Below are 13,205 nucleotides of genomic sequence, written 5' to 3' on the forward strand. Positions count from 1 at the left end.
GGGTAACGATGACTGACGTGCAAGCTTTTACGGATGGCGCTTGCCTGGGTAATCCTGGGCCAGGTGGATGGGCGGCCTTGTTGCGCGCCAAAGGAACCGAGCGGATGGTAGCCGGTGGCGATGCGGCCACCACCAACAATCGCATGGAACTGATGGCTGCCATCGGTGCGCTGGAAGCGTTGACGCGCCCATGCAAGGTCTCGCTGACCACCGACTCTCGCTATGTGATGCAGGGTATCGAGGAATGGGTGCCGAAGTGGCGCACCAACGGTTGGCGCACGGCCGACAAGAAGCCCGTGAAGAACCAGGACCTATGGGAGCGTTTGTCCGCAGCGACGCAGATGCATGAGGTGCGCTGGCAGTGGGTAAAAGGCCATAACGGCCATGCCGAGAACGAGCGTGTGGATCAGGCGGCGCGCGAGCAGGCCGAGCAGTTCAGGAGCCAGGCATGAGGCAGATCGTGCTCGACACCGAGACCACCGGTCTCGAAGTGCGGCTGGGCCATCGACTGATCGAGATCGCCTGCGTGGAAATGATCGGGCGTCGCCCGAGCGGTCGTCACTATCAGACCTATCTCAACCCGGACCGGGCGATCGACGAAGGCGCGCGTCAGGTCACGGGTATCGAAGATGCGTTCCTGCTCGACAAGCCGCATTTCATCGATGTCGTGGACGAGTTCCTCGGCTTCATCGATGGGGCAGAACTGATCATCCATAACGCCAGCTTCGACGTCGGCTTTCTGGATGCGGAACTGGCGCGCGCTGGTGAGCACTTGGGTCGCATCGCCGATCGCTGCAGCGTGCTGGATACACTGGTGATGGCGCGCGAGCGCTATCCGGGCCAGCGCAATAGTCTGGATGCGTTGTGCAAACGCCTGGGCGTGGACAATTCGGCGCGCGACCTCCACGGCGGCCTGATCGATGCGCAGCTGCTGGCCGAGGTGTATCTGGCGATGACCTCGGGTCAGGTCGGATTCGACCTCGGCTTTGAAGGGGCGCAAGAGCAGGGCGGGTCAGTCACGATGACGCCCTTGGTGCTCGATCGTCGCCCACGCGTATTGCGCGCGAGCGACGAGGAAATCGCCGTCCATGAGAGTCGCCTCGATGGGTTGGACAAGAGCGCCGGTGGTGTCAGCGTGTGGCGTCGCGAGGAAGCAGGAACAGGCAACTGAGCCTGCACCGGCGATGGGCACCAGTCCCTATCGCTTACACGAAGCTCGTGAAGATCCTCAGTTGATGCGTGCAAGGATCGCCGTGATGTTGTCGGTGCCGCCGCCGTCCAGGGCGGCGAGCAGCAGATGTTCGACGCACTCCTGAGCCGACAAGTCGTGGCGCGACACGATGCTGGCGATGGTGGTGTCGCCGACTTCTTCGGTCAGTCCGTCGCTGCACAACAAAAAGCAAATGCCTGGCTCCAGTCGGCCGCGCGCCATGCCGATATGTAGCTGATCGGCGGCCGTGATGCCGAGGGCCTGGGTGATCACGTTGCGCTGCGGATGACGTGCGGCCTGCGCCGCATCAAGCGTGCCCGCGGCGACCAGTTCCTGCACCAGCGAATGATCGTGACTGACCTGGCGCAGATGGCTCTGCCACAAATAGACGCGACTATCGCCAACCCAGACGACCTCGTAACTTTCGGCACCGAGTCGAAGCGCGGCAATGGTCGTGCCCATGGGACGAGGGTCGTCGAAGCTGCGACTGAACTGGATAAGCCGCTCGTCGGCGGCGCGTACCGCTTCGACCAGGCTGTGTCCGCGCGCTACCAGGTCGGCCACAGCGTCGCGTACCAGGGCAGACGCCACCTCGCCATGCTGATGTCCGCCCATGCCATCGGCCACGAGAAACAAGCCCAGCGAGGCGTCGGCGTAATAGGTGTCCTCGTTGCGCGTTCGACGCAGTCCAACGTGGGTTCCGTGTCCGAATTCAATCATGGGAGACCTGGATTGGCGGGTCGTTGGGAGCATGACGGATGTGATTGGAATGCGCAAAGAAGTGGGGGGGTGCAAAAGCTGATCAGCGCTCGGACGGTGAGGGTGGGATTGTCGGGTCCATCCATGGACCCGACCCCTCCGCGCTTGCGCGCTACGGGGCCAGCCTGCGGCTGTCCCATTTTGTTCCAGACAAAATGGTCGAACCCGCGTGGCTTCTCACCCACCCTCTCCGCCAGTAACGCAAAACGCCCCAACGAGCGTCTCGTTTCGTGAAGGGTGGGATTGTCGGGTCCATCCATGGACCCGACCCCTTCGCGCTTGCGCGCTGCGGGGCCAGCCTGCGGCTGTCCAAATTTGTTCCGGACAAATTTGTCGAACCGGGTGGGTTCGTCCACACCACCCTCTCCGCCAGTAACGCAAAACGCCCCACTAGGGGGCGTTTTGCGTTACTGGCGGAGAGGGTGGGATTCGAACCCACGGTACGCTTACACGTACGCCTGATTTCGAGTCAGGTACATTCGACCACTCTGCCACCTCTCCAAAAACGGTGCGTGTGGTCCACGCGAGCCGGCAATATTACGCGGTGCGGTGCGCGCTGACAACTGGTTTGGTGATGTCGGCGCTAACGAAGTTATTGCAGGGCCACGCCCCAGCGGTCGCTGCGGGGCAGGTAGTGGTTTGCGGGGTCGAGCGACACCGCGACGCGGGTGGCGCGGCCGGTGATCTCGTGGCGCGGGAAGAAGCCGAAGTAGCGCGAATCGGCGCTGTTGTCGCGGTTGTCGCCAAGCAGCAGGTATTGGCCGGCGGGAACGATGACGGGACCAAAATCCTTGCTATGACCCGTTTGGGCGATCGACCAGCGCACGGGGTGATGCATGGCGCCCACGTTTTCCATGGCGTACCGCGCAGGGTCCTCGCGATCGTCGCGAATGCCTTGAACCGCGATGGGTTCGTAGCTGGCGGGCTGGCCGTTGATGTACAGGTGGTTCTGCTGGAGCGTGATCTCGTCGCCGGGCACGCCAATCACCCGCTTGACTAGCCGTTCGTCGGCGCCGGCGGAGTCCAGCACCACAATGTCGCCACGTTGTGGGTCGGCACGATGGATTAGCGAGATGTGGGTGAGCGGCAGGCGCAGGTCATAGGCGGCTTTGTCGACCATGATGCGGTCGCCGATGCGGATGGTCGGTTGCATCGAGCCGGTGGGAACCACGTTCCAGTCGGCAATGGCGCTGCGGAAGATCACCATGCACAGCATGAAGGTGATGAAGCCCTTGTTGCGCGAGAGCAGACCCACGATGGCGCGCATGCTATTCCCTTTGGCAGTGACGGTACGGACGGGCGGCGGATCGATGGATGAGACTTTAGCGTTGCGCCAAAGTTTCCGCCGGGTGTCGTGATGGGCGTGTAGTCGCTGTGCGCCGTCCTTGTCCAGCGCGCTGGCCATAAAGAAGGGCGGTGTTGCCACCGCCCTCTCGAGTCACGACCTCAGCTTTAGGCTGATTTTTTGCGCTTGGCCAGGCGCAACCAGGTATCGACCACGGTGTCGGGGTTGAGCGACACCGACTCGATGCCCTGGTCCATCAGCCACTCGGCCAGATCCGGATGGTCGGACGGACCCTGGCCGCAGATACCGATGTACTTGCCCTTTTCGCGAGCGGTCTGGATAGCCATCGCCAGCAGCTTCTTCACGGCCGGGTCGCGCTCATCGAACAGGTTCGCCACGATGCTGGAATCGCGGTCCAGCCCCAGGGTGAGCTGGGTGAGATCGTTGGAGCCGATCGAGAAGCCGTCGAAGATCTCCAGGAACTCGGCGGCGAGCAGGGCGTTGGAGGGGACCTCGCACATCATGATGACCTTGAGGTCGTGCTCGCCCTGCTTGAGACCGTTCTTGGCCAGCACCTCGATCACTTTGCGGCCTTCGCCAAGCGTGCGCACGAAGGGGATCATCACCCAGATGTTGTCCAGGCCCATCACTTCGCGCACGCGCTTGACCGCCTTGCACTCCAGCCCGAACGACGCCGCGAAACCTGGATCGACGTAACGGCTGGCGCCGCGGTAGCCGATCATCGGGTTCTCTTCGTGCGGCTCATAGCGCGAGCCGCCGATCAGGCCGGCGTACTCGTTCGACTTGAAGTCGGACAGGCGCACGATCACCGGCTTCGGATACACCGAGGCGGCGATGGTGGCGATGCCCTCGGCCAGGCGGTCGACATAGAACGACACTGGGTCGGCATAGCCGGCCATGCGCTCGTCGATCTTCTTCTTGGTCTCGGCATCCTGCTTGGCGTATTCCAGTAGCGCCTTCGGATGCACGCCGATATGGCTGGCGATGATCATTTCCAGGCGGGCCAAGCCGATGCCGGCATTCGGCAGCATGGCGAAGTCGAAGGCGCGCTCCGGGTTCGCCACGTTCATCATGATCTTCAGCGGCGCTTCGGGCATGTCGCCCAGATCCGCGGTGACGCGATCGAACTTCAGCTTGCCCTGGTAAATCATGCCGGTGTCGCCTTCCGCGCAGGACACGGTGACTTCCGCGCCGTCGGGAATCACGTCCAGGCCATTACCGGTACCGACCACGGCCGGCACGCCCAGCTCGCGGGCGATGATCGCCGCGTGGCAAGTGCGGCCGCCGCGATTGGTGACAATGGCGGCAGCGCGCTTCATCACGGGCTCCCAATCGGGGTCGGTCATGTCAGCGATCAGCACGTCGCCCGGTTCCACCTTGCTCATGTCAGCGAGCGAGCGAATCACGCGGGCCCTGCCGGCGCCGATCTTCTGGCCGATGGCGCGGCCTTCGGCCAGCACCTTGCCCTTTTCGTTGAGGTGGAAGCGCTCGAGCTGGGTGGCCTGCGTACGCGACTTCACCGTTTCCGGGCGCGCCTGCACGATGTAGAGCTTGCCGGTGTTGCCGTCCTTCGCCCACTCGATGTCCATCGGGCGACCGTAGTGCTGCTCGATGATCAGCGACTGGCGAGCAAGCTCCTGCACGTCTTCATCATGGATGCAGAACTTGCTGCGCAGCTCGACCGGAGTATCTTCGATTTTCACGCGCTCGCCCGGTGCACTGGAATAGACCATGCGCAGCTGCTTGGCGCCGAGATTGCGGCGAAGCACGGCGGGTTTGCCCTGCCTGAGCGTGGGCTTGAACACGTAGAACTCATCGGGATTGACCGCGCCCTGCACGACCATCTCGCCCAGGCCGTAGCTGCCGGTGACGAAGACCACGTCACGGAAGCCGGACTCGGTGTCCAGCGTGAACAGCACACCGGAGGCGCCCACATCCGAGCGCACCATCAGCTGCACGCCGGCGGAAAGGAACACGTCCTCGTGCTTGAAGCCCTGATGCACGCGATAGGCGATGGCACGATCGTTGTACAGCGAGGCGAAGACTTCCTTCACCTTGTGCAGCACGTCCTCGATGCCGACCACGTTGAGGAAGGTCTCCTGCTGACCGGCAAACGACGCGTCCGGCAGATCTTCGGCGGTTGCGGAGGAACGCACGGCCACGGCGATATTGTCCGAGCCGGCGTCCTTGCACAGCTTGATGTAAGCATCGCGGACGGCCTGGTCGAGCTCCGTCGGCAGCGGCGTTTCGGTGACCCACTCACGAATTTCCTTGCCCGCTGCTGTCAGTGCTTCGACGTCGTCCACGTCCAGCGTCGCCAGGCGTGCCTGGATGCGCTTGGCCACGCCGCTCTTGTCGAGATACTGCTGGAACGCATCGGCGGTGGTGGCGAAACCACCAGGCACGGACACGCCGAGTTTGGCGAGATTACCGATCATCTCGCCGAGCGACGCATTCTTGCCGCCGACCTTAGCCAGGTCAGTCATGCGCAGCGTATCGAGCCAAAGCACCAGGTCGTTCAAAGGAGTCTCCTTAAAGAGCTCGTAGGTTTTCAAGGTCATCGGTGGCGCGGCTGGCCAGAAACCGGGCTACAAAGAACTGGTATTGTCCGCTGTTGATGGTGCGGAGCACAAGAAGACCATTACGGGCAAAACCCACGCCAACTGCATACCAGTCAGGCACGGCTCAAGCAAAGACAGGCTTTTGGCGTTGCGCTAAGGTGGACGCCAGGAACAGTCAGGGACTTCGGGTTACCTATGCAGCGCACGGTTTTTTACATCTCCGATTCCACTGGTATTACGGCCGAGACGATCGGTAACAGTATTTTGGCCCAGTTCGAAGGGGTTCAGTTCGAAAAGCACCGTTTGCCCTTTATCGATGACGCCCACAAGGCGGAGGCAGCGGCGCTACGAATCAAGACCCGCTACGCGCAGACCGGGCAACGGCCGATCGTGGTGAACACCATGGCGTCGCGCGATCTGTGCGAAATCGTGGGCGGAAGCGGCGCGCTCATGCTGGATGTGTTTGCGCCATTCATCGGGCCCCTCGAAGACGAATTGGGCGCCATGCGCTCCGGCATGGTCAACCGCTCGCATGGTCTGGTCGACTTCGACAAGTACGAGGCGCGCATCAATGCGACCAATTACGCGTTATCTCACGACGACGGCCTCGACGTGGACTATGCCCAGGCCGACCTGATCCTGGTCGGCGTGTCGCGTTCGGGCAAGACGCCCACTTGCCTTTATATGGCCTTGCATTACGGCGTCAGCGCCGCCAACTATCCGTTGACCGATGACGATCTGGACAAGCTTGAGCTTCCGGTGAGGCTGCGCCCCTACAAGGACCGCCTTTTCGGTCTCACCATCGATGCGCAGCGACTGGCGCAGATCCGCGAGCAGCGGCGCGCCAATAGTCGTTATGCCACGCTGGAGCAATGTCGCTGGGAGTTGTCGCAGGCCGACAAGCTGATGCGCCGCGAGGGGATTCCCAACCTCAACACGACGCACGTCTCCATCGAGGAGATTGCGAGCAAGATCTTCGACCGCTTCGGTATCGAGCGGACTATGTTCTAGAGCATGAGGAGTTCCTGTTGCCCATGAGTGCCGTACTGGATAGTCGCAACGCCTTGCTGCCTGGACGCTTCGGCTTCCTGATGGGGCTGTATGCGGAGAACTATCACCGGTTGGCCAAGCTGTTTGCACCGCAGGAGCTGCCGCCGGGTTTCTATGTGTCCAGCGTGGACGATGGACTCGACGTGCGCCTGCAGATCCAGGAGCGGCATCCCTATACCCTGGAACTCGAGCTCACCTACAGCTTTGTCGACGCCCATACGGGCCAGCCGTCGCCTTCGGCACAGCTGCGCATGTACACCGATGCGCACGTGGCTGAGGCGCTGCATTGCCATCCGGGACGGCATCTATGGCAGGTATTGGGACCCTTTCCACCGGCACACACGGTGCTGCAGCATCGCTTGCGCATGAACGGCTTCCTCTCGCGCTGGCTGGAGTACCTGGCGGAGCAGGGACATTCCAAGGGGACACTGGAGCGGCTGCAGGATCACCGCCCAGACGATGCGCCCTTACTGTAGGAGCGCACCCCGTGCGCGATCACGGCGTTACCGCTACGTAGGCTATCGCGCACAGGGTGCGCTCCTACAGGGAGGGAGATGGGCGGTTGCGGAAGGTTTCCTGCAGGCAACAAAAAACCCGCCAAAGGGCGGGCTCTTCGTAAAGTGGCGGAGCGGACGGGACTCGAACCCGCGACCTCCGGCGTGACAGGCCAGCATTCTAACCGACTGAACTACCGCTCCACATTTTTCTTCCAGACGCTTGCCAACTTCAACTTGGCGTCCCCACGGGGATTCGAACCCCGGTCGCCACCGTGAAAGGGTGATGTCCTAGGCCTCTAGACGATGGGGACGTGTCTAAGTTGTTGGTGGAGCCAGGCGGGATCGAACCGCCGACCTCCTGCATGCCATGCAGGCGCTCTCCCAGCTGAGCTATGGCCCCGTGCCTCTGGAAGCCCGAAAGAATAGGTCGGGATCGGGTTTTCGTCAAGCATTCGCTACGAAATATTTCAAAAAAATATCGCGAATGAATCGCAACAAGCAGTTACGCCAGATCATCATCCATGTTGGATGTGGGGAAGCGACGTTAATGACGTAAAAAGCTGCTGATCGTGTGCTCGATTGCTAGTCTTGCCTGACGTCCCCACGGGTTTCGTCGATGCACGATCTGCAATTCATCCAGGATCTTGCCACCGTCATGCTGATCGCTGGCCTGACGACGGTGATCTTCCAGCGTTTGCGTCAACCGGTGGTGCTCGGATACATCCTCGCCGGCGTGCTGGTGGGGCCGTATACGTTTCCCGTGGTCTTTATCCACGACGAGCAATCCATCCGCACGATGTCCGAGCTGGGCGTGATCCTGCTGCTGTTTGCCTTGGGTCTGGAGTTCAGCCTGAAAAAGTTGCGCGAGGTCGGTGGCGCGGCCCTGGTGGCGGCCGTATGCGAAATCGTGTTGATGCTTTGGCTGGGCTACGAAATTGGACGCTTCTTCGGCTGGAGCGCCATGGACGCATTGTTCCTTGGCGCCATGCTGTCGATGTCCTCGACCACGATCATCATGAAGGCGCTCGACGACCTGAAGTTGAAGCGCGAGCGATTCGCCCAGCTGATGTTCGGCATCCTTATCGTCGAGGATGTGCTTGCCATCGTCCTGATGGCCTTGCTTACCGGTATTGCCAGCACGGGTGGCCTGGAGGCAGGCGAGGCGATGAATGCGATCGGGCGGCTCACGTTGTTTATGGCGGTGTCGCTCGTAGTGGGGCTGTTGCTGGTGCCGCGCGTGGTCGACTACATCGCCGACGTGAGCCGTGACGACGTGCTGCTGGTCGCCGTGCTGGGCATCTGCTTCGGCTTCTGCCTGCTGGTGACCGAGATGGGTTACAGCGTTGCGCTAGGCGCTTTCATGATCGGCGCCATCGTGGGCGAATCGGCGAGCGTGGAGCGAGTCGAACGCATCATTGGTCCCGTGCGTGACATGTTCAGCGCGGTGTTTTTCGTGGCGATCGGCATGCTGATCGATCCCGCCATGCTGTCGCAGTACTGGTTGCCCATCCTCGTCGTCACCGTCGTGGTGGTGGTGGGAAAAGTGCTTACCTGCAGCTTCGGTACGTTTGTTGCGGGTAATGACGCCCGCACCTCATTGCGCGTCGGCATGGGCCTGGCGCAGATCGGTGAATTCTCGTTTGTGATCGCCTCGCTGGGGCTTAGCCTCAAGGTGACCAGCGGTTTTCTCTATCCCATCGCGGTGGCAGTGTCGGCGATCACCACGTTCCTGACGCCCTATCTCATACGCGCTGCCGACCCTCTGGCCAGCGTGCTGGGTCGGCGCTTGCCGTATCGTTTTACCAGCGTGTTTGGTGCCTATACCGACTGGATGGGCAGCCTCGGTCTGGGCGAGCAGGGTGCCGTGGTGATGAAGATGATCCGGCGTCTGGTATGGCATGTGATCATCAACATGATGCTGGTGGTGGCGGCGTTCCTGATCATGTCCTATCTGTATCGTCGCGGCGTTTTTCATTGGGATTTCCTCGCCGGCCGCCCGCAGATCAGGCGCAGCCTGGCGTGGTCGATCGCCGCACTGGTGTCATTGCCGATGATCGTCGCCGCCTACCGCAAGGCTTCCGCGCTGGGCATGTTGCTGGCGGAACTTGGCATTCCGGAGCGGGTCGGCGGCGCCTACAACATGCGCCTGCGCGCGCTGTTGGCGCGGGTGATTCCGCTGGCGACGATGTGGGTGTTGGGCCTGTTGGTGGCAGCACTCGCCTCGACCATCCTGCCGCCGCGTGAAGTGGCCGTGGTGCTGGTGCTGATTTTGCTGTTGCTGGTGTGGTTGCTCTGGCGCGGCCTGGTCAAGGTGCATGCGCGTTTGCAGGCGGCCTTGCGCGACACGCTGGACAAGTCGGGACGCTCGGACGACGGTCACGGTTGAGCCCTTATGTGATGACTATGTCGACGTCCAGCACGAAAGTTTCGTGCATGAATCGTAAAAAACCACGTTAGTGAGCCACGTCGTGAACTTTCGATCACAATCGGCGGTCATAGCCCGGCATCGTTGCCAAGACTCAACAAGCGCCGCACAATGCGGGGCCTGCCTCCATCGGGGGGGCTAGTCCGGTAGCGCCGGCATATCCAAATACGAGGGAGTTCCACATGAAGCATTTTCTGCGTCCCACGCTGACGGCGGCCGCGCTGGCTGTTGCTCTGGGCCTGACCGCTGGCGTGCACGCACAGGCTGCCAAGCCGGCTGCCGCTGCCCCCGCCGCTGCTCCGGCAGCCGGCACGGTCGACAAGACCAAGGCCAGCTACGTGGTCGGTTGGGATCTGGCGAGCTCGCTGCCGCCGCTGGTCCGTGAAGAAGTGGATCCGGCCACGGTCGCCCGTGCGCTGCAGTCCGCTCTGTCCGGCCAGAAGCCGACCATGAGCGAGGCGGAAGCCAAGCAGGTTCGCGACGCATTCGTGGCCAACCTGCAGGCCAAGGCCAAGGCTGAGTACACCCAGGTCGCCAGCAAGAACAAGACCGAAGGCGAAGCTTTCCTGGCCAAGAACAAGACCGCTCCCGGCGTGAAGACCACCGCTTCGGGTCTGCAGTACCAGGTGATCAGCCAGGGTACCGGTGCTCGTCCGGGCCCGAGCGACACCGTGCAGGTCACCTATGTCGGCAGCTTCGTCAGTGGCGAAGTGTTTGACGACTCGGCCAAGCACGAAGGTGGCGGTCCGGCTTCGATCCCGCTCGCTGGCGTGATTCCGGGCTTCCGTGAAGGCATCCAGATGATGCAGGTTGGCGGCCATTACAAGTTCTTCATCCCGGCCAACATTGCCTACGGTGCGCAGCCGCAGAACGGTTTCCCGCCGAATGCGACGATCGTCTTCGACGTGAACCTGGTCAAGACCGGTCCGACCCAGGGCGGCGAACAGCCGGCAGGCGCGAAGTAAGCGCTAGCTAGCTAAGCTTCACGATGTAACGACGGGGCGCGAAGCAATTCGCGCCCCGTTGCTTTTGTACGGCCATGACCTGTCATACGCGAATGGCATGCATCGCCGACCAACAGCGCAGACGGATGCGGTAAGTGAGGCTGACTGCGTGGCCTGCTAGAATCTGTGGTCTTGCTTCCTGGAGTTCTCGCGACAATGAAGGTCACCATTTTTGGCACCGGCTATGTGGGCTTGGTCACCGGCGCTTGTCTGGCTGAAATGGGTAATCACGTTGTGTGCGTCGATATCGATGCCGGCAAGGTCGAGCGCCTCAAGCGCGGCGAGATTCCGATCTACGAACCCGGCCTGGAGCCGATCGTCAAGCGCAACCATGCCAGCGGGCAGCTTGCTTTCACCACCGACCCGGAGCCGTCCATCGAGCATGGCCAGGTGGTCTTCATCGCGGTGGGTACGCCGCCCGACGAGGATGGCAGCGCCGACCTCAGGTATGTGCTGGGTGTGGCGCGAACCATTGGCCAACATCTGGAGCGCTACACGGTCGTCGTCAACAAATCGACCGTGCCGGTGGGCACCGCGGATCGCGTGCGCGAGGCGATTGCCGGCGAGTTGGCCGCGCGCGGCGTCTCGGTGGAGTTCGATGTCGTCTCCAATCCGGAGTTCTTGAAGGAAGGCGATGCGGTGGAGGATTGTCTGCGGCCCGATCGCATCATCATCGGCAGCTCCAGCGAGCGTGCCGTGAATGTGTTGCGCAAGCTCTACGCGCCGTTCAACCGCAACCACGAGCGCACCGTCGTCATGGACGAGCGCTCCGCCGAGCTGACCAAGTACGCGGCGAACGCCATGCTGGCTACCAAGATCAGCTTCATGAACGAGATCGCCAATATCGCCGAACGCGTGGGCGCCGATGTCGAGCTGGTGCGCCAAGGTATCGGCTCTGATCCGCGCATTGGCTACCACTTCATCTATCCGGGTGCCGGTTACGGCGGCTCGTGTTTTCCCAAGGACGTGCAGGCGCTGGAGCGCACGGCGCGCGGCGTCGGTTACGAAGCACGCCTGCTCGGTGCCGTCGAAGCGGTCAATCACGATCAGAAGAGCAAGCTGTTCGAGCTCATCTCGCGCCATTTCGATGGCCAGCTGGCTGGCAAGACGGTCGCGGTGTGGGGGCTGGCCTTCAAGCCGAACACCGACGACATGCGCGAGGCCTCCAGTCGCAACCTGATGGAAGCGTTGTGGGCGGCCGGCGCCAAGGTGCGTGCGTTCGACCCCGAAGCAGGCCGGGAAACCCATCGCATCTATGGTGATCGCGACGATCTGACCTTGTGTGACGGTGCCTACCAGGCGCTCGACGGTGCCGATGTGTTGGCCATCGTCACCGAATGGAAGGCGTTCCGCAGTCCGGATTTTCCGCGCATTCGCGCGGTGTTGGGCAGCCCGGCCATTTTTGATGGCCGCAATTTGTATGACCCCGTCGCCGTCGAGGAAGCCGGTCTGGCCTACTATGGCGTCGGCCGCGGCCGTAGCCTGAGGCACTGACTATGTCCGATGATTCGCTGCAACAGCGTTTGACCGAGCTCGAGGTGAGGCTCACCTTCATCGACGACACCGTGAATGCGCTGGCTTCGGCGGATGCGGAACAATCGGTGCGGATCGCCGCGCTGGAGCGGACCATTCGCGACCTGCGCAACGAACTGTCGACGGTGCGCCTGTCGCAAGGCCACGATCCGCACAGCGAGCCCCCGCCGCCGCATTATTGATGGCGCCACACATCTCTTTCAGTACCACGCAAGCGAGTCCCGATCATGGCCGAATCCCTGCGCGATCAGCTGCTCAAGAGCGGTATCGTCAAACAGGTCCGCGAAGAAAAGCGTCCGCTGCCGCCCCAGGGCGGCAAACCGCCTTTCCACAAGCACGCCGGCAAGCCGCCGCAGCACAAGCAGCAAGGCAAGTCGTCCCCATCGCACAAGTCGTCGCCGGGCAAGAGCCAGGAAGAGATCGATCTGGCCAAGGCCTATGCGATCCGCGCGCAGACCGAGGCGAACGAGCGCAAGCGTGCCGAGCAGGTGGCGGCCGAGGAGGCGCGCCTTCGTCGCGAGCGGAAGTTGAAGATCCAGCAGTTGCTGGAAGGCAAGACGCTCAACAAGGCTGACGTGGATCACGTGCGGCATTTCGAGTACGGCGGCAAGATCCGTCGCGTGCACGTGGACGCCGAACAACTGACTGCACTCAATCTGGGCGAGTTGGGCGTGGTGCAACAGCAGGGGCGCTATCTGCTGGTGACGCGCGAGATGGCCGAACAGGTGCGAGCGATTGATGCACATCTGGTGGCACTATTGGTTGAGCCGGGCAGCACGCCTGGGGTGGGCGAAGATGGCGTGCCTGATGACCTGATGTGGTGAGTTGCAGCGCTGACGAGCGCTGCTCCTCAATGAAAA

The 13,205-nt window shown here is 62.2% G+C and carries 12 protein-coding genes and 4 tRNA genes; 9 read left to right on the forward strand and 7 right to left on the reverse strand.

Annotated features, from left to right (window positions below):
* Positions 1–8 precede the first annotated feature (8 nt).
* Both rnhA and dnaQ read left to right on the forward strand, forming a co-directional pair.
* On the forward strand, positions 9–452 hold the full coding sequence (rnhA, locus tag ACT01B_RS08505) for a ribonuclease HI (protein WP_445146920.1): 444 nt from the start codon (positions 9–11) through the stop codon (positions 450–452).
* Positions 449–1,171, forward strand: coding sequence for a DNA polymerase III subunit epsilon (dnaQ, locus tag ACT01B_RS08510; RefSeq protein WP_445146921.1), 723 nt, complete (start codon positions 449–451; stop codon positions 1,169–1,171). The genes rnhA and dnaQ overlap by 4 nt, the downstream gene beginning before the upstream one ends.
* 57 nt (positions 1,172–1,228) lie before the next feature.
* On the opposite strand, the gene ACT01B_RS08515 is transcribed toward dnaQ, so the two are convergent.
* The 4 genes from ACT01B_RS08515 to ppsA form a co-directional block, all read right to left on the reverse strand.
* A complete protein-coding gene (locus ACT01B_RS08515; RefSeq protein ID WP_445146922.1) occupies positions 1,229–1,930 on the reverse strand; it encodes a PP2C family protein-serine/threonine phosphatase in 702 nt (233 codons plus the stop codon).
* Positions 1,931–2,380: 450 nt separating this feature from the next.
* Positions 2,381–2,470, reverse strand: a tRNA-Ser gene (locus ACT01B_RS08520).
* A gap of 91 nt (positions 2,471–2,561) precedes the next feature.
* Positions 2,562–3,395 (reverse strand): signal peptidase I, encoded by an 834-nt coding sequence (gene lepB / locus ACT01B_RS08525; RefSeq protein ID WP_445146923.1) that lies wholly within the window; start codon positions 3,393–3,395, stop codon positions 2,562–2,564.
* A 26-nt stretch (positions 3,396–3,421) separates the two neighbouring features.
* Entirely contained in the window at positions 3,422–5,797 is a 2,376-nt protein-coding gene (gene ppsA, locus ACT01B_RS08530) for a phosphoenolpyruvate synthase (RefSeq protein WP_445146924.1), read from the reverse strand.
* A 234-nt stretch (positions 5,798–6,031) separates the two neighbouring features.
* On the opposite strand from ppsA, the gene ppsR reads away from it, so the two are divergent.
* Together ppsR and ACT01B_RS08540 are read left to right on the forward strand one after the other, a co-directional pair.
* Positions 6,032–6,847, forward strand: coding sequence for a posphoenolpyruvate synthetase regulatory kinase/phosphorylase PpsR (gene ppsR, locus ACT01B_RS08535; RefSeq protein ID WP_445146925.1), 816 nt, complete (start codon positions 6,032–6,034; stop codon positions 6,845–6,847).
* A gap of 23 nt (positions 6,848–6,870) precedes the next feature.
* Complete coding sequence (locus ACT01B_RS08540) at positions 6,871–7,362, forward strand: DUF1249 domain-containing protein (RefSeq protein ID WP_445146926.1); 492 nt, start codon at positions 6,871–6,873, stop codon at positions 7,360–7,362.
* Positions 7,363–7,507: 145 nt separating this feature from the next.
* On the opposite strand, the gene ACT01B_RS08545 is transcribed toward ACT01B_RS08540, so the two are convergent.
* The 3 genes from ACT01B_RS08545 to ACT01B_RS08555 form a co-directional block, all read right to left on the reverse strand.
* A tRNA-Asp gene (locus ACT01B_RS08545) sits at positions 7,508–7,584 on the reverse strand.
* Between the two features lie 34 nt (positions 7,585–7,618).
* Positions 7,619–7,694 (reverse strand) — tRNA-Glu (locus ACT01B_RS08550).
* A 13-nt stretch (positions 7,695–7,707) separates the two neighbouring features.
* Positions 7,708–7,783: transfer RNA gene (locus tag ACT01B_RS08555), tRNA-Ala, on the reverse strand.
* Positions 7,784–7,999: 216 nt separating this feature from the next.
* Between ACT01B_RS08555 and ACT01B_RS08560 the strand changes: the two genes are divergently transcribed.
* The 5 genes from ACT01B_RS08560 to ACT01B_RS08580 all read left to right on the forward strand — a co-directional run bounded on the left by ACT01B_RS08560 (position 8,000) and on the right by ACT01B_RS08580 (position 13,169).
* Complete coding sequence (locus ACT01B_RS08560; protein WP_445146927.1) at positions 8,000–9,769, forward strand: cation:proton antiporter; 1,770 nt, start codon at positions 8,000–8,002, stop codon at positions 9,767–9,769.
* 221 nt (positions 9,770–9,990) lie between these two features.
* Entirely contained in the window at positions 9,991–10,773 is a 783-nt protein-coding gene (locus ACT01B_RS08565) for an FKBP-type peptidyl-prolyl cis-trans isomerase N-terminal domain-containing protein (RefSeq protein WP_445146928.1), read from the forward strand.
* Between the two features lie 195 nt (positions 10,774–10,968).
* On the forward strand, positions 10,969–12,306 hold the full coding sequence (locus tag ACT01B_RS08570) for a UDP-glucose dehydrogenase family protein (RefSeq protein WP_445146929.1): 1,338 nt from the start codon (positions 10,969–10,971) through the stop codon (positions 12,304–12,306).
* 2 nt (positions 12,307–12,308) lie between these two features.
* Positions 12,309–12,527, forward strand: coding sequence for a SlyX family protein (locus tag ACT01B_RS08575; protein WP_445146930.1), 219 nt, complete (start codon positions 12,309–12,311; stop codon positions 12,525–12,527).
* 45 nt (positions 12,528–12,572) lie between these two features.
* A complete protein-coding gene (locus tag ACT01B_RS08580; RefSeq protein ID WP_445146931.1) occupies positions 12,573–13,169 on the forward strand; it encodes a DUF2058 domain-containing protein in 597 nt (198 codons plus the stop codon).
* Positions 13,170–13,205: the final 36 nt, after the last annotated feature.

Source organism: Dyella sp. Tek66A03, from assembly GCF_052567735.1.

Bases quoted from the DNA above. Each gene is read 5' to 3' on its own strand.
- rnhA (WP_445146920.1), top strand. From the start codon at position 9: ATGACTGACGTGCAAGCTTTTACGGATGGCGCTTGCCTGGGTAATCCT.
- dnaQ (WP_445146921.1), top strand. From the start codon at position 449: ATGAGGCAGATCGTGCTCGACACCGAGACCACCGGTCTCGAAGTGCGG.
- ACT01B_RS08515 (WP_445146922.1), bottom strand. From the start codon at position 1,930: ATGATTGAATTCGGACACGGAACCCACGTTGGACTGCGTCGAACGCGC.
- ppsR (WP_445146925.1), top strand. From the start codon at position 6,032: ATGCAGCGCACGGTTTTTTACATCTCCGATTCCACTGGTATTACGGCC.
- ACT01B_RS08540 (WP_445146926.1), top strand. From the start codon at position 6,871: ATGAGTGCCGTACTGGATAGTCGCAACGCCTTGCTGCCTGGACGCTTC.
- ACT01B_RS08560 (WP_445146927.1), top strand. From the start codon at position 8,000: ATGCACGATCTGCAATTCATCCAGGATCTTGCCACCGTCATGCTGATC.
- ACT01B_RS08565 (WP_445146928.1), top strand. From the start codon at position 9,991: ATGAAGCATTTTCTGCGTCCCACGCTGACGGCGGCCGCGCTGGCTGTT.
- ACT01B_RS08570 (WP_445146929.1), top strand. From the start codon at position 10,969: ATGAAGGTCACCATTTTTGGCACCGGCTATGTGGGCTTGGTCACCGGC.
- ACT01B_RS08575 (WP_445146930.1), top strand. From the start codon at position 12,309: ATGTCCGATGATTCGCTGCAACAGCGTTTGACCGAGCTCGAGGTGAGG.
- ACT01B_RS08580 (WP_445146931.1), top strand. From the start codon at position 12,573: ATGGCCGAATCCCTGCGCGATCAGCTGCTCAAGAGCGGTATCGTCAAA.